The following is a 20,852-nucleotide window of genomic DNA, read 5'->3' on the forward strand; positions in this document are numbered from 1 at the left end:
TCTACATTATTTAGTAGAGGTAGAACCTATCACAGGAAGACCACACCAAATTCGAGTACAATTAGCTTCTTTGAATTGCCCCATTCGTGGCGACATCAAATACGGTTACGATAAACCGAACGTAGATGCAAGCATTAATTTACACGCACGCCGTTTGTATTTCATCCATCCAATTAAGAAAACACCGATTATCTGCAAAGCGTCTGTTCCGGAAAATCCATTCTGGGAAGAGTTTTTGGAATTAGATAACGATGAGTTCAAGATGAAAAACTTGGATCACTTATACGAATAAAAAAAGGAGCTTACATAAGCTCCTCTAGTGTCGTATTTTCTAAAACGGATAAGTTTGCATCCCTCCATTTTGTCAAGACCGTTCTCAGCTGACAGGTTTCCTCGTCAGCGCAGTCATCGCATTTGCCATAGAAGTGAAGTGAAACACACAAAGCTGGTGCGATGGGACCATCCACAATCCGAATGATTTTCGCAAAAGTAACTTCCGCTGGAGGAATGCGCAGGTAGTAACCGCCGCCTTTCCCTTTTTGGGACTGTAAAATTCCGTGATTACGTAACTCTAATAAAATCGCTTCGAGGAATTTCTTAGGTATCTTCTCCGATTCCGCAATATGCGAAATCAATAAGGGGCCTTTCTCATAGGATTGCGCCAATACTTTTAAAGCCTTTAAAGCATATTTTGCCTTCTTCGAAATCATAGTGTTGTTGATTGTGAATCAAAGCTAAACAAAATTCAGGAATACTCCATTAGTCCGCTCGATTAAGTACTGAGTGGCCGCAAAAAAAAAGGCTAACTCGAAAGCTAGCCTTTTTACGTAATTCAAATGAATTAGAAACGGAAGTGAGAGAACGCTTTGTTCGCTTCTGCCATTCTGTGTGTATCATCTTTCTTCTTCACTGCTGCTCCCTCACCTTTCGATGCTGCAATGATTTCGTTCGCTAAGCGATCCATCATTGTTTTGTCACCACGCTTACGCGCGTAACCGATTAACCACTTCATTCCCAATGAAACTTTACGTTCAGCTCGTACTTCTGTTGGTACTTGGAAGTTTGCTCCACCCACGCGACGGCTCTTAACCTCCACTGATGGCATCACATTATTCAATGCTTTTTTCCAAGTTTCTAAACCGTTTTCTTTTGTACGTTCCTCTACTTTGTCTAACGCATCATAAAAGATGGTAAATGCTGTAGATTTCTTTCCATCGTACATTAAGTTGTTTACAAACTTAGTAACTAATACATCCTTAAATTTAGGATCTGGCAATACGTAGCGCTTTTTTGGTTTCGCCTTTCTCATTTTGTTAGTTTTTTAAAATCGACCCAACCTTCTGCTTTAACGAAGCATACTGGATCTTTCTGTTAATAAATTATTTCTTTTTACCTGTTGGAGCTGCTTGACCTGGTTTAGGACGTTTAGCACCATACTTCGAACGAGACTGTAAACGACCAGAAACACCGGCTGTATCTAAAGCTCCACGAATGATGTGATAACGTACACCTGGTAAGTCTTTTACACGACCACCACGGATCAATACGATCGAGTGCTCTTGTAAGTTGTGACCTTCACCTGGAATGTAGGCATTCACCTCTTTTTGGTTTGTTAAGCGAACACGAGCTACTTTACGCATCGCTGAGTTTGGTTTTTTAGGAGTAGTCGTGTATACACGAGTACAAACCCCTCTTCTTTGTGGACAAGAATCCAAAGCTGGTGACTTAGATTTCCAAGTCATTTGCTCACGTCCCTTGCGCACTAATTGCTGAATAGTTGGCATTTTGGAATAATTACCGTTTAAAATTTAAAATTCTTTTAATCCCTTCAAGCGCGTCAAACTCAATAAGATAGAGTTATCCCACACTAATGGGGGTGCAAAGTTAGCAATAAGATATAGAAATCAAAAGGGGAAAATGAAAATTATTTCAAAAACCCGCGGATTCCCATTTCCAAACCACGTAACTCCGCTAAACCGCGCAAACGACCGATGGCCGTGTAGCCAGGATTTGTCTTCTTTCCTTCCTGCAAATCATCTAACATCCGATGGCCGTGATCTGGGCGGAATGGCAAACGGAAATCCCTGCGACCTGATGCAATGCGTTTGTCCTGCTCATTCACTAATCCCTTCATTACTCCGAACATATCCACATCCCCATCTAAATGGTCTGCTTCGTGGAAATTTCCGTATTGATCGCGTCGCGTTGCGCGCAAGTGGATAAAATTAATGCGATGACCCAGGCGCTCAACCATGCCCACTAAATCGTTGTCTTCTCTAACGCCGTAACTTCCCGTGCAGAAACACAATCCATTTACGTTGCTTTCGTAGGCATTTAATAATTGAACCGCATCGCTTTCCGTACTCACCACGCGTGGCAAGCCCAAAATCGGATACGGAGGATCATCCGGGTGAATCGATAAATTGACCCCTGCCTCCTCGGCTGCTGGCGTGATGTCCCGAATGAATTCATATAAATTCTCGCGCAACTCCTTCTCTCCTACTTCGGAATAGGTATCTAACGCTTCTTGGAAAGACTTCAACGTGAAGCTTTCTTCTGAACCCGGTAAACCGGCGATGATATTGCGGATTAATTTCTCTTGTTGCGCGGGAGTGGATGCATCGAACCATTTTTGAGCTCTGGCAATTTGCTCGGCTGTGTAATGTTGTTCTGCTCCTGGACGCTTCAATAAGAACAATTCAAAAGCACAAAATTCTGCCGCATCAAAGCGCAATCCCGTACTTCCGTCTGGAAAACGAAAATCCAAATCCGTTCTTGTCCAGTCCAGAATAGGCATAAAATTATAACATACTAGATCTAAACCCGCCTCGCCTACATTACGTAAAGACGTTTTGTAGTTTTCGATGTACTGCTTGTAGTTCCCTGAACGCGTTTTGATATCCTCGTGCACTGGAATACTTTCGATCACAGACCAGCTCAATCCAGCCGCCTCGATGATGGCCTTGCGTTCCAAAATATCCTGTAACTCCCACACTTTCCCATTTGGAATTTGGTGTAGAGCACTCACAATACCCGTTGCGCCTGCTTGGCGTACGTCAGATAATTTTACCGGATCATTGGGGCCAAACCACCTCCACGTTTGTTCTAAAGCCATAGTTCTTTTGTTTACTACTTAATTAAAGTCCTTTAGCCCATAATTTTACCTATTATATGGCCAAATAAAAAACCTTGCCTGGAAGCCGGGCAAGGTTTTTGTAATCAAGCATTTATATACTTCCTTTAAAATCTCTTTCTTAGGGGCGACAAAAATAGGTAGTTTTTTACAAACAAAAAATAGCCTAGCCGTTTTGGTGTGCGGGCCTAACTAAATCGGTCACCGTTTTCACCGGGTTGAATGTTTCTAATGGCACTTCCACAAAAAGAGTGTTCCAATCTGACATCGCTCCGTTCCAAAGTCCCGGCAACTCCATCGCCTTTAATTCTTTTCCGTCTTTGGTCTTATCTGTGATAAAACCTGTATTCATGTCTCGATAGTTCAATAGATTCAAACCACGGGTAGCGCACACTAAATCTACCGGATTGAAGTGAGAGGCTTGGTGGAATTTCGCTTTTTGGTCTTCGTTCTTCATATCAATTTGAGCAGATTCCACGAGTTGAAGTGTGAAATTCCCATTCGCATCTTGACACCAGAATGGTCCTCCTCCCGGCTCTCCCGTATTTTTTACCACTCCACAAACGCGCGTAGGACGAGCTAAAACTTCCCTGATTTTTACCACTTTTTCCGTTTGCGATAATGCAGCAAAATTTGACGCAGGTACAAAGCCTAAATAGGTGGCCATCTCATCTAATGCCTCTTCGATGGTAGTCTCAGATGGATTTTCTTGCAATTGCTTATCCAGGTGTTCTATACCTTCCAAAATCCACAACAACAACCCTCCTAAGGCCTTCTTGTATTCAATGGTCGGTTGTTTCAAAGCATCTGGAACCACATTATCAATATTTTTAATGAAGATCACATCGGCTTTCAAGTCATTTAAATTCTCTAATAAAGCCCCATGACCAGCTGGTCTAAAGAGCAAGGATCCATCGACCTCACGGAACAGGGTATTGTCCGGATTGACGGCGATTGTATCTGTTGCAGGTTTTTGTTCTGAGAATGTAATCTCGAATTGGATACCGGTTTTCGTTGCCCATTTCGGTACGAGTTTTTTTACTAAATCCTCGAAACCGCTGCGATGTTCTGGGGAGACGGTGAAATGCAAGCGGGCTTTTTGGCCATTCGAAGCATAAGCCTCCGCTTCCACGATGTGTTCCTCTAGCGGAGTTCGTGCACCATCTGTATAAGAGTGGAAAGCGAGAAGACCTTTCGGTTTTTGGCCATAATTCATTCCCGCCGAACCGAGTAATTTATTCAGTATTTCGGCTGAGTCATCATTCGCTTCAATCAACTCTTTCAACTCTGGGTAAAAAGCAAAGTGATCTAGCTCATCGAAAAACTTCGTACATTCCTTGTTTTCCTCCCCTGTCGACAAGCATTCGAACAGTGATTTAAACATCCGCGTCGCCGCACCAGAGGCGGGAACCATCTTCAAAATGGAAAGTGCTGATTTTTGCTGATCAAAGCGTGCAATGAATTCCTGGAGTTGCTCTTCTGAAAACTGAAAAATCCCATTCCCGATCGAGGCAGATTTTTCCAAATTCATCCAAGGGAAGCCAGATTTAAAAAAATCAACTTGTTGATTCATTTCTGCAGGCGTAATTCCGCGTTTCGATAATTGGGCTAAATCCTTCTCTGATAACATATGCGCTTTCTTTTGTGTCTAAAAATTAGCATTTCTTCTCAGGAATTCCTAAAAATCCGGTGGAGGAGTTCATTCTTTTTTGGTAGATTTGTTTAGACGATGGTGGATATTCAGGACATATTACAAAAATACTGGGGGCATTCGGCTTTCAGGCCCCTGCAGGAGGAAATCATTCACTCGGTGCTGGATGGCAAGGATACCCTAGCTTTATTGCCCACCGGTGGTGGAAAGTCCATTTGTTTTCAAGTGCCAGCCCTCGCTTTGCCGGGAATATGTGTCGTCATCACGCCCCTAATTGCCTTGATGCAAGACCAGGTAGCGCAATTAAACCGCCGTGGCATTCCAGCGACCGCCCTATTTTCCGGCCTCCGCAAACGCCAAATCGACATCTTATTAGACAATTGCATTTACGGCAACACGAAATTTCTTTACGTTTCACCTGAGCGTTTAAAAACGGATTTGTTCATTGAACGGGCGAAACAGATGAACATCAGCTTGTTGGTCATCGATGAGGCGCACTGTATTTCGCAATGGGGTCACGATTTCAGACCGCCCTATTTAGAGATTGCTGACTTTCGCGCGTTGATTCCAAGCGTTCCGTGTATCGCTTTGACGGCCTCCGCGAACGAAGAAGTAAAACAAGAAATTCAAGAAAAGCTGCAATTCAAGAACGCAGCCGTATTCCAAAAAAGTTTCAGCCGATCGAACCTCTCCTATTCTGTTCTCTATGAAGCGGATAAGGAGAAGAAACTTTGCTCGATGCTGCAGCGGGTTCCCGGTTCTTCCATTGTCTATGTGCGGAATCGCCGACGAACCCAAGAGATTTCAGATCTGTTATCTAAAGCCGGTTTATCCAGCACTTTTTACCATGCCGGTCTTCCAGGCGAGGTCAGAAGCGCACGCCAAAAAGACTGGATCGAGGGGAAAATCGATTGCATCGTGGCGACCAATGCCTTTGGGATGGGAATCGACAAACCAGATGTTCGGCTGGTGGTGCACCTCGACTTACCCGATACTATCGAGGCTTATTACCAAGAGGCAGGCCGAGCGGGTCGAGACGAGAAAAAGGCCTATGCCGCCATTTTATACGAAGAGAAAGATGTGTTGGATTTAACGGCCCAATGGGAAAAATCATTTCCAACAGCGGAGACAATTAAACGCACCTACCAAGCCGTATCTAATTATCTGCAAGTAGCCGAAGGAAGTGGCGAGCTACAGAGTTACGATTTTGACTGGATGGATTTGTGCAAGCGATTCAATTTACCCAGCTCTCAGACCTATTTTGCCTTAAAGACATTAGAAGCAGAGGGTCTATTATTATTAAACGAGGCCTTTCAAAATCCCTCCAAAATCCGCTTCATCGTCAGCTCCACCGAACTATACGATTTTCAAATCCGAAACGAGAAATTCGAATCCTTCCTAAAAGGGCTGCTACGAATCTATGGGGGCAATTTATATACTCAATTCGTCAGTATCTCCGAAGCGGACTTCGCTCATCAGATAAAGATTCCTCCCGCAGAGGTGGAACGCAATTTAGCCTTGTTGGAGAAGTTCGAATTAATCGAATATGACAAACAAAATGGCCTGCCTAAATTGGTCTTTTTGACGCCTCGGGCGAACATCGAAAACCTACCTATCATCTGGTCTGAATACTTGAAGAAGAAGGAGCGGTCGAAGAAAAAGATAGATGCGATGATTCACTATGTGACACATTCGGAGGCATGTAGAACGCTTTTGATTACCTCGTATTTTGGCGAGTCGTTAAAGACTTCTTGTGGCATCTGCGATCATTGCTTGCAGCGCAAAAAAGAAGCCTCCGGGAAAAATATCCCCGAAGGCCTTGAAGCAGAACGCAAATTGATTCTGACTTATTTGAAAAACGGACCCTTATCCGTTCAAGATCTAGTGGAATGCCTCCGCCCTTTGGCTTCTGCTGAGGCGCTGCGCATCATTCAATTCAGTCTTGAATTAGGCGAAATTCACTATAATGCTGCAGAGGAGCTCGCTATCGGTTCTGCCTGAAAAACAAACTTTACCGGATTCTTCACCTGCTCTTTTAAAAGCGCTAAAGCCAATACTTCTTTCGCGTCGTCTACGTAGTGGAAGCTCAAATCCGAAATATAATGCGCCTCGATTTCTTCCACATCTTTGCGGTTCTTCGAGCACATAATGATTTCTTTTATTCCCGCTCTTTTCGCCGCTAAAATTTTCTCCTTGATTCCACCCACTGGCAAAACTTTGCCACGTAGTGTAATCTCGCCGGTCATCGCTAATTTCGATTTCACCTTGCGCTGCGTTAATGCCGATGCAATCGCCGTTAACATCGTAATACCCGCGGATGGACCATCTTTAGGTACCGCCCCAGCTGGAACGTGAATGTGTAAATTGTATTGATCAAAAATACGGTAATCAATGCCGTATTCATCCGAATGTGCCTTTAAGAAACTCAAAGCGGCCATCGCAGACTCTTTCATCACATCACCTAATTGACCAGAAAGTGTTAAGACGCCTTTCCCGCGGTTCAATAAGGTTTCAATAAATAAGATATCTCCTCCAACGGGTGTCCACGCTAGACCTGTTACGACTCCAGCATATTCATTATTCTCGTAGGTATCCTTATCGAAGTGCTCTTGACCCAATAATTTCACGACATCTGTCGACGTGATTTTGTGTGGATAGTCTTGATCCATCGCAATGGATTTTGTGATCTTGCGCACCACGCGACCGATCTCTTGTTCTAATTTACGAACACCTGATTCGCGGGTATATCCTTCGATGACCTTTTGGATCGCTCCGTCGTTCATCGCAAATTCCGCTTTCTCTAAACCGTGCTCTTTCTTTTGCTTAGGCAATAAGTGTTTTTTCGCGATTTGGACTTTTTCCTCCATCGTGTAACCACTTACCTCGATGATCTCCATACGGTCGCGCAAAGCAGGATGAATCGTATCTAAATTATTTGCGGTAGCGATGAACATCACTCGAGATAGATCGTAATCACATTCGAGGTAATTATCCATGAAGCTGCTGTTTTGTTCCGGGTCTAATACCTCCAACAAAGCAGACGACGGATCCCCACGGTGGTCCGAACCTACTTTATCAATCTCATCTAAAATGAAAACGGGATTAGAAGACCCTGCTTTTTTGATGCTTTGAATCACCTTGCCTGGCATCGCGCCCACATAGGTTTTGCGGTGGCCTCTGATTTCGGCCTCATCACGCAGACCACCTAAGGCCATACGGACGTATTTTCTTCCCAAAGCTTTGGCAATCGAACGCCCCAAAGACGTCTTACCCACACCCGGAGGGCCATAAAGGCACAAGATAGGCGCTTTCATATCACCTTTCATCTTCAATACCGCTAGGTATTCGATGATGCGTTCTTTGACTTTTTCTAATCCGAAATGATCCGCATCCAACACCTTCTTCGCCTTCACCAGATCAAAATTGTCTTTCGTGAATTCTCCCCAAGGTAAATCCGCAATCAATTCCACGTAATTCATCAACATCGGGTATTCGCCAGACATCGAATTCGTGCGTTGAAGTTTGGAGAGTTCTTTTTGGAAGAAATCATTTACTTCTTTCGACCACTTCTTCTTTGCCCCTTTCGCACGCAGACCGTCCAATTCTTGCTCGGGACTTTCCACTCCTAATTCCTCCTGCAAGACTTTAATCTGCTGGCGAATATAATAGTCCCGCTGCTGCTGGTCGATATCACTCGAAGCTTTACTCTGAATCTCGCGCTTCAACTCTAAGTGCTGGATGTCTTTCAACATGTGCTCCAGCAAATGCGTCGCCTGCTCAATCCCATCCAAGGTCTCTAACAAAGCCTGCTTTTCCTTTAATTCCGCATTAATATTCGAAGAAAGGAAATGCACTAAAAACGCAGAGGATTCGATGTTATCCAAGGCGATTTGCGCCTCCCGAGGAATCTCTGGATTCAGGTTTAATATCTTCAAAGCACACTCTTTCAGCGTAGAAACGAGTGCTTTATTTTCCTTATTTAATTTTTTAGGGAACGTGTCCTCGATATAGGAAACACGCGCTAACAGATTCGGCTCCGTTTTGATGTATTCGTTTACTTCAAAACGTTTGCGGCCTTGCACGATGATGGTCGTGTTTCCTCCTGGCAGAACAAACATCTTCACAATGTGCGCAACCGTTCCGATTTTGTACAAATCATCTGGCGTAGGCTCGTCTTTAGAATTATTAGCTTGTACTAAAACACCAATCGTGCGATCGCCTTTGTAGGCTTTCTTCACAAGGCGAACAGATTTTTGGCGAGATACCGTGATTGGAATCACCATACCCGGAAACAAAACGATATTTCGAATGGGAAGGATAGGCAATTGGTCTGACAAAACGCCCATTTTGTCATCATTGTCCATCCCTTCTGACCCGATTGGGATCAATTCTATATTTTCAAAATCAGACATCTCTGAAAGCTGTAAATGCTTAAAAAGGTCATTTGGATTATTCATACCACATTTTTAAATTCTGCTCCACTTGAGCGGACGATATTAATCAATTTTTATGCCAAACGTCAAGATGGCAGTATGATTATCTTGATAATTGTTGTACCTCTTGGCTTTTCCGAAAAAGGTAGGATTTTTTTGCGCCTTGAAAAGACCAGGAAACGAGATTCGTTTGGTCGTCAAATTCGTCTAAAAACAGCGAGTTCTCTAAGTAAGATCCCGCTAAGTCAGCGGTGGTAGGAATTTCTAGATACACCCAAATCGCGTCTTGCTGTTGCTCTGTTCCTAACCACCGATAGGGAGTTGAAAATTGCTTACCAGCACGAAAACCGAAATGCTTACGGACATAGGACTCTAACCCTTTTTCAGATGCCTCATCTCCCGGAATCATTCGAAATTTCTTTCCAGTCGCTGAGCTTAACGTTTGCTCCAAGTCATCTTGAAACAGGCGAATGCTGATTTCCCAGCTTTGGTCTTTCACATTATAACTCATCTCCGTCACCGAACTATGAAATGGGTGCAGATCAGGGAAAAACAGACCAAAAAATAGAACCAGCAGTTTCAACTAGAAAAAGGCTTTGAAAATATCGTTACCAAATGTGTAAGCCATCAAAGCAAGCAAGATGAGCATACCTACCTGCTGCGCTTTTTCCAAGACCTTTTCGGATGCCGGCTTACCCGTAATCATCTCATAAATCAAGAAAATTGCGTGTCCGCCATCTAAAGCTGGAATAGGTAAGATATTCATAAAGGCCAAAGCCATTGATAATAAACCCGTCAGCATCCAGAAACGATTCCAATCCCATACACCACCGAACATTTGGGCGATGCCAATAGGTCCACTCAAGGCTTTCGATGCCGAAACATCACCCGAAGCAATTTTCTTGAACCCTTTGATGTTATCCGAAATCACGGAAAAGGCACGACCCGTTCCGATGCTCGCTGCCTCCGCAAACGAATAATCTTCGTGCGAAACTTGAATCAACATCTCCGGAATAAATCCGATTTGGCCGGAAGCCGTCACCTCCATAGACAAGGTGTCCGCCACGCCTCCGCGTAAAATACCTAAGCGAATAGGCTTACCCGCTTCCTTCGTAATTAATTCTTTTACCTCGTGGTAGAAATGAACCGGACTCGCGTTCACTGAAGTGATTACATCGCCCTTTTTCAATCCCGCCGCATAGGCTGGCAATAATTCCGCTGGCTTCGATGCAGAGAACTTATCAAAGAAACCTGGCTCTTCAGGAGCGGCCACTTCAGCTACTTTAAACGGAGCAATTGGCTCAATGAATCCCGCTTTCTTATCGCTTAATTTTTCGATGAAATTAGAAGGAATTTTGATCTCCAAAGTCTGGTCGCCACGTTGTACTGTATAGGAAGAATTCTCCCCTAATAACACATCAGAAGCGCGCAAATCAGACAATTGCTTGTAATCAGCGCCGTTTACGCGAATGATTTTATCCCCCGTCTTCAGGCCGATTTGTTTGCCTAAATCTAAGGCCACGATTCCATTCTTGTTTAATTCTTCTTTCGAAATAAAGTTGTTTCCGTTCGAATAGGTCAAGCAAACGAAAATCACCACGCCCGTAATGATGTTGACGATTACGCCACCTAACATCACGATCAGACGCTGCCAAGCGGGTTTAGCACGGAATTCCCAAGGTTCAGGGTCTTTCGCTAAAGTCGCTGCATCTTGTGTTTCATCAATCATTCCCGCGATGGAAACGTAGCCACCTAAGGGGAACCAGCCTAAACCATATTCGGTGTCGCCTACTTTCTTTTTAAACAAAGCGAAGTTTAATACCGTAGGAATCGGGAACATAAAGTCGAAGAAAAGGTAGAACTTTTCGACGCGCATCTTGAACCATTTGGCGGTAATAAAGTGCCCAAACTCGTGCAATGTTACTAAAATCGACAATCCTAAAATCAATTGCCCTGCCATCACTAAACCTTCCATAATTCGCTATTTTCTATTTTTATTCACCCATTCCTGAGCCATGATTCTACTTAATTGATCACTTTTAATGTAATCCTCTAATGACGGATTCGCGATAAAAGTTCCCTGATTCATACAATATTCGTTCAAATCAGACATCGCTAAAAATCCAATCTCATCTTCCAAAAAGGCCGCTACCGCCACCTCATTCGCCGCATTCAATAAACACGCCTGATTTCCCCCTTTTTCCAAGGCCTGAAAAGCAAGCCCTAAATTACGGAAAGTCTGTGTATCTGCCTGCTCAAAAGTCAAGGACGGATACTGTCTAAAATCAAAACGAGGGAAACTCGCCTTCATCCGATTCGGGTACCCTAAAGCAAACTGAATAGGCAATTTCATATCCGGCAAACCAAGTTGCGCCTTGATCGATCCATCCTCGAACTGCACTAAAGAGTGAACGATCGACTGTGGATGTACGACCACCTCGATTTCAGAAGGTTTCACGTCAAATAACCAAGCCGCCTCAATCACCTCTAAACCCTTGTTCATCAAACTGGCCGAGTCGATGGTAATCTTCGCGCCCATCGACCAATTCGGGTGTTTCAAAGCTTGAGCCCGCGTTACTTGAGCTAATTGCTCGCGGCTAAAACCTCGAAAAGGTCCACCCGAAGCCGTTAATATCACTTTCTCGATGGGGTTATGTGACTCACCCATCAGGCATTGGAAAATCGCCGAATGCTCTGAATCAACCGGCAAAATGGGCACACCCATTTCCCGCGCTAAAGGCATAATTAAGGCACCAGCCACCACTAAAGTTTCTTTATTCGCTAAGGCGATTGGCTTACCTGCCTTTATCGCTTTCACCGTGGGCAATAAACCAGCGTAACCCACTAAAGCTGTTAACACGATGTCGACAGAATCGAGGGTAACCACTTCTTCTAGGGCTTTTGCCCCTGAATGCACTTGGATTTCAGTTCCGGCTAAAGCTGCTTTCACCTCCGAATATTTCGCTTCATTACCAATGACAACATGAGCCGGTTTCCAGGCTAAAGCTTGGGTGATGAGCAAATCAGCTTGGTTTTGGGCGGTTAAGACCTCAACAGAGAACTCAGAAGGATGCTCCGCAATCACCTCCAAGGCCTGTGTCCCGATGGAACCCGTGCTACCTAAAATCGCTATTCTTTTCATCGAAGCATGGCCGTTATTTGTTCTACAAAACTGATCCATACTTGTGGATACAAAAGCGTCATCGCCACGATACCAAACAAGGCCCCATACAAATGCGCACTGTGATTCACGAAATCACGACTGCGTTTATCCATCTCTACGGAGTACCAGGTAAACAAACCAGCATAAATAAATCCAGGGATTCCAAAGAAGCCAAACAAGTAAATTTTTTCCATAGGGAAGAATAAAATTCCCGCAAAAATCACGGCTGAAACCGCTCCTGATGCCCCTAAAGAGTTATAATTCGGATTATTTTTCTGTTTGAAAAAAGTAGGCAAATCTGCCACCACAATCGCTAACACATAAAAGAGAATGTATAATTCCGATGCGATCGACGGAAATAATTGATTAAAAATCTGTTCTAATTGAACCCCAAAAAAGAAGAAGGAAAACAAATTAAAAAACAGGTGCGTAAAGTCCGCATGGATAAATCCCGAGCTAACAAAACGCCAATATTCGTTTCTGTGTTGAATCCGGTACGGGTTCATGAGCATTTTTCCCATCAAGTCTGGCTTTTGCCAAGCCACCAGGGAAATAATAATCGTCACAGCGATAAGTACAATCGAGACCATATAAGAACAAAACTACGTTAAACTTCGCGATCAACCAACCCGCTCATAAACTTTACCAAGGCTGATTTTTGCTCTTCGGAAATGGCCAGAGATTGAATTTCCATAAAGGCGGCATCGAAATAAGAGGCGATAACCGCTTCGGTTTCAGCCTTCAGATTCAAGGAATCGTAGATCGCCGTGACCGCCTGCACTTTTTCTGTTGCATCGTAGTCGGTGGCAGCCACCCATTTTTCTAGCGAAGCGAGCGTAGAACCCGTTGCTTTTTCAAACGCTTTTATCAGTAAATAGGTTTTTTTATTCGCTAAAATATCTCCGCCGGGCTGCTTCCCAAATTTCTCCGGATCCCCATAAACGTCTAATAAATCATCCTTCAATTGAAATCCCAGACCGATGGTTTCTCCAATGCGATATAAGGAATCAGAAATCTGAGAAGGCGCTGCAGCGAGTAAACCGCCCATTTCCATCGAAAAGCCGATCAAAACCGACGTTTTCAAACGAATCATTTCGACGTATTCTTCCACCGTCACATCGTCACGGCTTTCGAAATTCATATCGAATTGCTGCCCTTCGCACACTTCTGCAGCGATACGGGAAAGGCGCCCCAATAAATGCTGAAAAGCATCAAGGCTTAATCCTTTGACCTTATTCAAGTATTGGTATGCATTCACTAACATCACGTCGCCGGATAATATGGCGATGTTGTCATTCCATTTTTCGTGGACCGTTTGCTTGCCACGGCGTAGAGGCGCTTTATCCATAATGTCGTCGTGCATCAAGGTGAAATTGTGGAAAATTTCGACGGATAAAGCGGCAGGAACTTGTTTTTCCCAGTCGGATTTGAACAAGGAATAGGTCAATAAACAAAGGACAGGGCGAATCCGCTTGCCACCTAAACTCAGGAGGTAATGGATGGGGTCGTAAAGTTCGGTAGGGTTTTGGCCTATATCTAAACGACTGATTTCCTCTTCGAGGGCTGCTAAAAATGCTTTGTTCATCTTATCTATCTACTTCGCCCATCACTAAATCCAAGGATCCGATGATGGCTACTAAATCTGCTAAATACGTTCCTTTCGCCAAATAAGGCAACACGGAGAGGTGGTGGAAAGAGCAAGCGCGCACTTTCAAGCGTTGTGGAATATCCGAGCGACCATCCGTGCGAACATAGAAACCGAGTTCGCCTTTCGGATTTTCGGCCCTCACATAGGCATCCATCGCTTTAGGACGGATTTTTTTAGGGACCAAAGCCTGAGGATCAAACTCCCGCGTCCTTTTCTCATCGCCAAGCAAGGCCACGATACATTGTTCAATAATCCGAAGCGATTCCTCGCATTCGCGAATCCTGACGTGATTTCGATCCCAGCAATCGCCCACCGCACCCATCGCACCCTCTCCTACTGGAATATCAAATTCTAATTCCGGATAGACTGAATAACCATCAATGCGGCGCAGGTCAAAAGGCAAACCAGAACCCCGTAGTACCGGACCGGTACATCCATAATTAATCGCCGCATTCAGGGGTAAAACACCCACATTCGCGGTCCTCTTGATGAATATACTATTATCTTCTACTAATTGTTTTACTTCTTTAATGGTGTTCTTGATGACCGGCACTAATTCCTGCACCTTCTCTTCAAAGCCCAAAGGCAAATCATAGAACAACCCACCAACCCACACATAATTATACAACATCCTAGCACCCGAAAGCCATTCTAACATCCGTTGAATGTCTTCCCGATCCCGCATCAACCATAAAAAAGGGGTATACGCACCAATATCCAAACCATAGGTCCCAATCGCCACAAAGTGCGAGGCAATCCGGTTTAATTCTGCTACGAGGACACGAATGTATTCAATACGTTTGGGCAACTTACCAGTCAAATCCAGCATCTTCTCAACCGCCATTACATAGGCATGCTCTGAGTTCATCGCCGCCATATAGTCCAAGCGATCCACATAAGGGATGATTTGGTTAAAAGGCAAGGCTTCAGCATGCTTCTCAAAACAACGGTGTAAATAACCCAGATGTGGAACGACTTCTTTGATCCATTCGCCGTCCGAAATCACTTCTAAACGAAGGACCCCATGGGTCGAAGGGTGTTGAGGTCCCAACGAAATAATCATTTCTTCTGATTTCAGATCCTCTACCCGAAATTTATTAGGGTCCGAGTTCTCGAAATTTTCTGGAAGAAATTGATACTGGATGGGATTCATTAAGCAAAAATGAGAAATCTAATGGGTAAAAATAAATTTTTCTATCTATTTTTAGCAAAGGCTTTGGGAAAAAAAGAAATTCTTCTACCTTTGCATTCCGTTTCGAGCAGAGGCGGATAAAAGATTTATCTATTATGGCAAAGAAAGGAAATCGCATTCAAGTAATCTTAGAATGCACTGAGCACAAAGAAACTGGTTTACCAGGAATGTCTCGCTACATCACTACGAAAAATCGTAAAAACACAACAGCACGTATTGAGTTGAAAAAATACAACCCTGTTTTGAAAAAAGTTACTTTACATAAAGAAATTAAATAGGTTGACCCATGGCTAAGAAAGTAGTTGCAACTCTGAAGAAAGAAGGCGGCGTTAAGTACGCTAAGATCATTAAGGCGGTTAAGAATCCTACAACAGGAGCTTATACCTTCAAAGAAGAAATCATCCTTCAAGATGAAGTTAACGCTGCATTGAAAAACTAATTTTTCAATACCCGTTTACCTATCTTAAAAAAATTGAAGTCCCTTCTTGAAGGGACTTTTTTTATTTTGCGTACCTTCGCATTGAAATACAACAAACCCCATGGGATTATTCGATTTTTTTAAAAAGAAACCAGAACCACAGCAGCAAGAAGAAATTCAAGCATTAGAGCAAGGTTTAGAGAAAACATCCTCGGGATTATTCTCTAAAATCGGCCGTGCGGTAGTGGGAAAATCGAAAGTAGATGAGGAGGTATTAGACGAATTAGAAGAAATCTTATTGACATCTGATGTGGGTGTAGCCACCACATTGAAGATCATTGAGCGTATTGAGCGTCGTGTAGAACGTGATAAATACGTTTCCACAGAAGAATTAGACAAGGTTTTACGCGAAGAAGTGGCAGCCCTTTTAGAGGAAAACCAATCGTCTTCTTTAGAAAATGCTTTCGCTGAGCCGAAACAAAAACCCTATGTCATCATGGTGGTAGGGGTGAATGGAGTGGGAAAAACTACCACCATCGGTAAATTAGCTTCCCAGTTTCATCAAAATGGATTGAAGGTCGTACTAGGCGCCGCGGATACTTTCCGTGCAGCAGCAGTAGACCAATTGAAGCTATGGGGCGAACGCGTAGGTATTCCCGTGATTGATCACGGAATGAATACGGATCCAGCAGCCGTAGCCTATGATGCCGTAAAACAAGCGGTGGAGATGAATGCGGACATCGTGATTATCGATACCGCAGGACGTTTACATACAAAAGTCAACTTGATGACTGAGCTAGGTAAAATCAAGCGCGTCATCCAAAAATTTATTCCTGAAGCACCGCACGAAGTAATGTTAGTATTGGACGGATCAACAGGACAAAATGCGTTCATCCAAGCCCAAGAGTTCACTAAAGTAACAGAGATTACCTCCTTAGCGATTACAAAGCTAGACGGCACAGCCAAAGGCGGGGTGGTGATCGGTATTTCGGATCAGTTCAAGATTCCGGTCAAATACATTGGAGTGGGAGAAAAAATCTCCGATCTCCAAGTATTCAACAAGACCACGTTCGTGGATTCGCTTTTCGCGAAGAAGTAATTATTTAGCCTTTTCTTTGGCCCAAGTATCTTTCAAGGTAACCGTGCGGTTAAATACGAGCTTATCTGAGGTAGAATCTGCATCTAAGCTATAATAGCCTTTACGGATAAACTGTAACGCTTGACCCTCTTTCGCTTCTTTCAAACCTGGCTCCACATAGACCTTAGGTACAATTTGAAGTGATTCCGGATTGATAAATTTCAAGAAATCGTCGCCTAATTCCGACGCATCTTCTACAATCAGTAAGCGATCGAAGTTACGAACCTCCGCTTCTACTGCGTGAGCGACAGAAACCCAGTGAATCGTTCCTTTCACGGAAATACCACTCGTATCTTGACCTGACTTACTTTCAAGAATGTATTCCGCATGCACTTCCGTCACATTGCCTTCTGCATCTGTTTTGAAATCGGTGCAAGTAACGATGTAAGCTCCTTTCAAACGCACCTGCAATCCTACGCCTAAACGGAAGAATTTCTTAGGCGGATCAATCATAAAATCATCGCGCTCGATGTATAATTCATTGGAGAATGGAACCGAACGCTTCGTGATTACCTCGGCTTCTGGATTATTTTCAATGAGTAAATCTTCTGTTTTATCCGATGGATAATTCGTGATTACTAGTTTAATCGGATCAAGAACTGCCATCACGCGGTCTGCGGACTTGTTTAAATCTTCGCGAATACAGAACTCTAATAAACTCAAGTCAATCAAATTATCACGCTTCGCTACCCCGATACGCTCGCAGAAGTTGCGAATCGAAGCCGGCGTAAAGCCACGTCTGCGTAAACCTGAAATCGTAGGCATGCGGGGATCATCCCAGCCACTGACTACTTTTTCATTCACTAATTGCAATAATTTACGCTTACTCATCACCGTATGGGACAAGTTCAAACGAGCGAATTCATATTGATGAGAAGGGAAAATCCCTAATTTATCTAAGAACCAATCGTATAATGGACGGTGAACGTCGAATTCTAAGGTACAAATAGAGTGGGTGATTTCTTCGATGGAATCACTTTGGCCGTGTGCAAAATCGTACATCGGATAGATGCACCATTTGTCTCCTGAACGGTGGTGTTTCACGTGGCGAATACGGTACATTAACGGATCACGCATGTGCATGTTCGGATGCGCCATGTCGATTTTAGCGCGTAATACTTTTTCGCCATCGGCATATTTTCCCGCTCGCATATCACGGAATAGGGTCAAATTCTCCTCTACACTTCGGTTTCTGAAAGGACTGTGCGTCCCAGGTGTGGTAGGCGTTCCTTTTTGAGCTGCGATCTCTGCTGCCGTAGAATCGTCTACGTAAGCGAAAGAAAGTGTGATTAACTTCTCCGCGAATTGGTATAAATCTTCGAAATAGTCTGACGTATACAATTCGTTCGCCCAGGTAAATCCTAACCAGGAAACGTCCTTCTTAATCGACTCCACATATTCTGTCTCCTCTGTCACTGGGTTCGTATCATCAAAACGCAAATTCGTCCCTCCGCCAAAACGCTGAGCTAACCCAAAATTCAAGCAAATACTCTTCGCGTGACCGATGTGCAAGTAGCCATTCGGCTCAGGTGGAAAACGAGTCAAAATACCTTGTGGATATTTTCCTGACGCGATGCCTTCCTGAACGATTTCTTCTAAGAAATTAAGGGATTTGGGTTTTAATTCTTCCATGTATACTTTTTCGTGTCGACGAATAAATTTGAGCTGTAAGGTTCAAAAATAAACATTATTTGCCAAAATCCGTAATTTGCAGACCGATATACCTATGAGAAAACACATCCTACTCTTCGTCCTTCTATTTTTAGGTGCTTTCCAAAGCTTCAGCCAATGGAATTCCCTCACCCTTGACACCAAAGCCTCGTTTAGAGCCATTCGATCCTTCGGTTCGCACATTTGGATAGGCGGAACACGCGGCACCGTCCTTCACTCGAGCGATGGAGGCGAACACTTCAGCGTTTCACAGATTCCGGGGGCTGATTCCTTGGACTTCCGAGATCTGGCGATACTTGACGAAAATACGATCTTATTGATGAGCGCAGGCCCAGCAGAGAATGGGGCTGCGAAGGTTTTTCGCACAGAGAATGGAGGTAAAAGCTGGGGATTAGCCTTCCAAATCAAGGAGAAGGGCTATTTCTTTGATGCCATTCTTTGGGAGGGCAAACAAGGATTGATTTTATCCGACCCAGCAGGTCCATTCTATGGTTTGATTCGCATCAGCGATAAAGGACGAAACTACGAATTATTGACCCCCACGAACCATCCCGCTTTACAAAAAGGAGAAGCCGCTTTCGCAGCGAGTGGATCTAGCTTACAGAAGACAAAAAAGGGCTATTACATTGTCACCGGAGGAGGTGAAAAGGCGCGGGTCTTATTTAGCGCAGATGTATTGAATTGGGAAAGCAGGTACGCCGAAATTCCAGGCGGCGAGGGAACCGGATTTTTCAGTCTAGGTGTTCGAGACGCGAAGAATTTATGGGTCGCCGGAGGAAATTATTCCCGCATCAAAGAGGGGCCCGTACCTGTTTTAGAAAGCAAGGATGGGGGCACGACATGGTCGCCAGTGGCTGGTGCACCTGGGTATTATGTGGAAAAAATTCTGTGGGCAGCGCCGTATTGGATTTTATCAGGGCCGGCGGAGAGCTCGGCATTTGACCCTAAAACGAAGCGTTGGATTAGCTTAGGCAAAAGTCCTTACCATAACATTTGTCAGGTGGGAGATCGCGTATATGGTGTAGGTGGAAGAGGCCAAATCGGTTACATTAGCCTCTCCCAAATACAGCAACTATTTCTTTCTAAAGAATAAAGAAATAGGCGTTCCTTCTAAATCGAATGCTTTACGCATTTGATTCTCTAAGTAACGCTCGTAACTTTCCTTGATGTACTGCGGTAAATTGCAGAAGAAAATGAAGGTCGGATACGGAGTCGAAACCTGTGTACAATATTTAATCTTGATGTATTTTCCTTTCCAAGCGGGTGGCGGATAACTCGCGATCACATCTAACATCACATCATTTAATTTCGATGTTGAAATCTTCTGTGTACGGTTTTCGTATACTTTAAGCATTAATTCTAACGCTTGGAAGATACGCTTCTTCTCCATGACCGAAGTAAAGATCACTGGCATGTAATTCAACGGCGCCATACGTTCTTTAATCGCTTTCTCTAATTGAATAGCAGTATTCGTGTCTTTCGCCACTAAATCCCACTTATTTATCATCAAGACAATTCCTTTCTTCGCCTTGTCCGCCATGCTGACAATGTTCATATCCTGCGCCTCTAATCCCGTTAATGGATCGATTGTCGTCGCATCAATGATAATAATCGCCACATCGCATTCCTCCAAAGCTTTCATCGAACGCAAAACCGAGTAATACTCGATGTTATCGTCGATACGCGCTTTTCGGCGAATACCGGCTGTATCTGTGATGATAAAATCCTTCCCAAACATGGTATAGTGATTTTGAATTGCATCCCGTGTGGTTCCCGCTTCATCTGTCACAATAGAGCGATCTTTCCCTAGGATTGAATTCAAGAAAGAAGATTTTCCTACGTTAGGACGACCTAAGATCGCCACGCGAGGAATCCCTAATTCTGGATTTTCGATTCCTTCATCCTTGAAATGAGAAACCATCGCATCGAGCATATCACCCGTACCGCTTCCACTTTCAGCCGCAATCGCAAAGGGATCACCTAAACCTAATTCATAAAATTCAGCCGCAGCATAAGCCTTCTCGTGTGTATCGGCTTTATTAGCAATCAAAATAACCGGCTTCTTTGAACGACGTAAAACGTTCGCAAAATCCTTATCTAAATCCGTTAAACCTGTAGAACAATCGACCACAAACAATAAAACTGCCGCTTCTTCAATCGCTAGTTCTACTTGTTCTCTGATGGCTCCCTCAAATTTATCTTCAGATCCATGTACGTATCCTCCCGTATCAATCACGGTGAAGAAACGTCCAATCCATTGACCGTAACCATAATGGCGGTCGCGCGTCACCCCGGACACATTGTCCATGATAGCCTTCTTTTGTTCAATCAAGCGATTGAACAAAGTAGATTTCCCTACATTGGGACGCCCCACAATTGCAATAATATTTGACATTCTATGTTAA

The 20,852-nt window shown here is 43.8% G+C and carries 20 protein-coding genes (1 of these 20 only partly in view); 6 read left to right on the forward strand and 14 right to left on the reverse strand.

Annotation, left to right across the window (positions count from 1 at the left end):
* A protein-coding gene (locus tag G9X62_RS03930) for an RluA family pseudouridine synthase (RefSeq protein ID WP_223131496.1) crosses the window boundary here: on the forward strand, nt 1-292 show its end. The gene continues 434 nt to the left of window position 1, outside the view; the window shows 292 of its 726 coding nt (coding positions 435-726); its start codon lies beyond the left edge, outside the window; the stop codon is at nt 290-292.
* Nucleotides 293-302: 10 nt separating this feature from the next.
* Here the strand turns inward: G9X62_RS03930 and G9X62_RS03935 are convergent, their stop codons facing one another.
* The 5 genes from G9X62_RS03935 to G9X62_RS03955 form a co-directional block, all read right to left on the reverse strand.
* On the reverse strand, nt 303-710 hold the full coding sequence (locus G9X62_RS03935; RefSeq protein ID WP_130895317.1) for an RrF2 family transcriptional regulator: 408 nt from the start codon (nt 708-710) through the stop codon (nt 303-305).
* A 131-nt stretch (nt 711-841) separates the two neighbouring features.
* Nucleotides 842-1,309, reverse strand: coding sequence for a 30S ribosomal protein S7 (gene rpsG, locus G9X62_RS03940; protein WP_130895318.1), 468 nt, complete (start codon nt 1,307-1,309; stop codon nt 842-844).
* A gap of 70 nt (nt 1,310-1,379) precedes the next feature.
* Nucleotides 1,380-1,784 carry a 30S ribosomal protein S12 gene (gene rpsL / locus G9X62_RS03945; protein ID WP_127805424.1) on the reverse strand — a complete coding sequence of 135 codons (405 nt, stop codon included), beginning with the start codon at nt 1,782-1,784 and terminating at the stop codon, nt 1,380-1,382.
* A 140-nt stretch (nt 1,785-1,924) separates the two neighbouring features.
* The gene (uxuA, locus tag G9X62_RS03950) at nt 1,925-3,115 is read right to left on the reverse strand and encodes a mannonate dehydratase (protein WP_223131497.1); all 1,191 of its coding nucleotides are present in this window, start codon (nt 3,113-3,115) and stop codon (nt 1,925-1,927) included.
* A gap of 184 nt (nt 3,116-3,299) precedes the next feature.
* The gene (locus G9X62_RS03955) at nt 3,300-4,763 is read right to left on the reverse strand and encodes a DUF4301 family protein (RefSeq protein ID WP_223131498.1); all 1,464 of its coding nucleotides are present in this window, start codon (nt 4,761-4,763) and stop codon (nt 3,300-3,302) included.
* Nucleotides 4,764-4,862: 99 nt separating this feature from the next.
* On the opposite strand from G9X62_RS03955, the gene G9X62_RS03960 reads away from it, so the two are divergent.
* Nucleotides 4,863-6,785, forward strand: a complete 1,923-nt coding sequence (locus tag G9X62_RS03960) for a RecQ family ATP-dependent DNA helicase (RefSeq protein WP_223131499.1) — start codon at nt 4,863-4,865, stop codon at nt 6,783-6,785.
* Here G9X62_RS03960 and lon read toward each other — a convergent pair.
* From lon to G9X62_RS03995, 7 genes are all read right to left on the reverse strand, one after another.
* Entirely contained in the window at nt 6,746-9,241 is a 2,496-nt protein-coding gene (lon, locus tag G9X62_RS03965) for an endopeptidase La (protein ID WP_223131500.1), read from the reverse strand. The two genes, G9X62_RS03960 and lon, sit on opposite strands and share 40 nt — an antisense overlap.
* Before the next feature lie 79 nt (nt 9,242-9,320).
* Entirely contained in the window at nt 9,321-9,800 is a 480-nt protein-coding gene (locus G9X62_RS03970) for a DUF6702 family protein (RefSeq protein ID WP_223131501.1), read from the reverse strand.
* Nucleotides 9,801-11,192: an RIP metalloprotease RseP gene (gene rseP / locus G9X62_RS03975; protein WP_223131502.1), complete on the reverse strand. Its 1,392-nt coding sequence runs from the start codon at nt 11,190-11,192 to the stop codon at nt 9,801-9,803.
* A gap of 6 nt (nt 11,193-11,198) precedes the next feature.
* Nucleotides 11,199-12,359, reverse strand: a complete 1,161-nt coding sequence (locus G9X62_RS03980; RefSeq protein ID WP_223131503.1) for a 1-deoxy-D-xylulose-5-phosphate reductoisomerase — start codon at nt 12,357-12,359, stop codon at nt 11,199-11,201.
* Nucleotides 12,356-12,970 carry a rhomboid family intramembrane serine protease gene (locus tag G9X62_RS03985; RefSeq protein WP_223131504.1) on the reverse strand — a complete coding sequence of 205 codons (615 nt, stop codon included), beginning with the start codon at nt 12,968-12,970 and terminating at the stop codon, nt 12,356-12,358. Before G9X62_RS03985 ends, G9X62_RS03980 begins: the two co-directional genes overlap by 4 nt.
* A 17-nt stretch (nt 12,971-12,987) precedes the next feature.
* Nucleotides 12,988-13,965, reverse strand: a complete 978-nt coding sequence (locus G9X62_RS03990; RefSeq protein ID WP_223131505.1) for a polyprenyl synthetase family protein — start codon at nt 13,963-13,965, stop codon at nt 12,988-12,990.
* A 1-nt stretch (nt 13,966) separates the two neighbouring features.
* Entirely contained in the window at nt 13,967-15,181 is a 1,215-nt protein-coding gene (locus G9X62_RS03995) for an NADH-quinone oxidoreductase subunit D (protein WP_223131506.1), read from the reverse strand.
* Nucleotides 15,182-15,315: 134 nt separating this feature from the next.
* Here G9X62_RS03995 and rpmG point away from each other — a divergent pair, with 134 nt between their 5' ends.
* From rpmG to ftsY, 3 genes are all read left to right on the forward strand, one after another.
* Nucleotides 15,316-15,498, forward strand: a complete 183-nt coding sequence (rpmG, locus tag G9X62_RS04000; RefSeq protein ID WP_223131507.1) for a 50S ribosomal protein L33 — start codon at nt 15,316-15,318, stop codon at nt 15,496-15,498.
* Between the two features lie 8 nt (nt 15,499-15,506).
* Nucleotides 15,507-15,659 (forward strand): DUF4295 domain-containing protein, encoded by a 153-nt coding sequence (locus G9X62_RS04005; protein ID WP_109324168.1) that lies wholly within the window; start codon nt 15,507-15,509, stop codon nt 15,657-15,659.
* A gap of 100 nt (nt 15,660-15,759) precedes the next feature.
* A complete protein-coding gene (gene ftsY, locus G9X62_RS04010) occupies nt 15,760-16,737 on the forward strand; it encodes a signal recognition particle-docking protein FtsY (protein WP_223131508.1) in 978 nt (325 codons plus the stop codon).
* Here the strand turns inward: ftsY and G9X62_RS04015 are convergent, their stop codons facing one another.
* Nucleotides 16,738-18,408: a glutamine--tRNA ligase/YqeY domain fusion protein gene (locus G9X62_RS04015; protein WP_223131509.1), complete on the reverse strand. Its 1,671-nt coding sequence runs from the start codon at nt 18,406-18,408 to the stop codon at nt 16,738-16,740. It lies immediately after the preceding gene.
* Between the two features lie 94 nt (nt 18,409-18,502).
* Between G9X62_RS04015 and G9X62_RS04020 the strand changes: the two genes are divergently transcribed.
* Nucleotides 18,503-19,540: a WD40/YVTN/BNR-like repeat-containing protein gene (locus G9X62_RS04020; protein WP_223131510.1), complete on the forward strand. Its 1,038-nt coding sequence runs from the start codon at nt 18,503-18,505 to the stop codon at nt 19,538-19,540.
* Here G9X62_RS04020 and der read toward each other — a convergent pair.
* Entirely contained in the window at nt 19,520-20,842 is a 1,323-nt protein-coding gene (gene der / locus G9X62_RS04025; protein ID WP_223131511.1) for a ribosome biogenesis GTPase Der, read from the reverse strand. The two genes, G9X62_RS04020 and der, sit on opposite strands and share 21 nt — an antisense overlap.
* Nucleotides 20,843-20,852 lie beyond the last annotated feature (10 nt).

This window comes from Aquirufa lenticrescens (genome assembly GCF_019916085.1).
Taxonomy (GTDB): Bacteria; Bacteroidota; Bacteroidia; order Cytophagales; family Spirosomataceae; genus Aquirufa; species Aquirufa lenticrescens.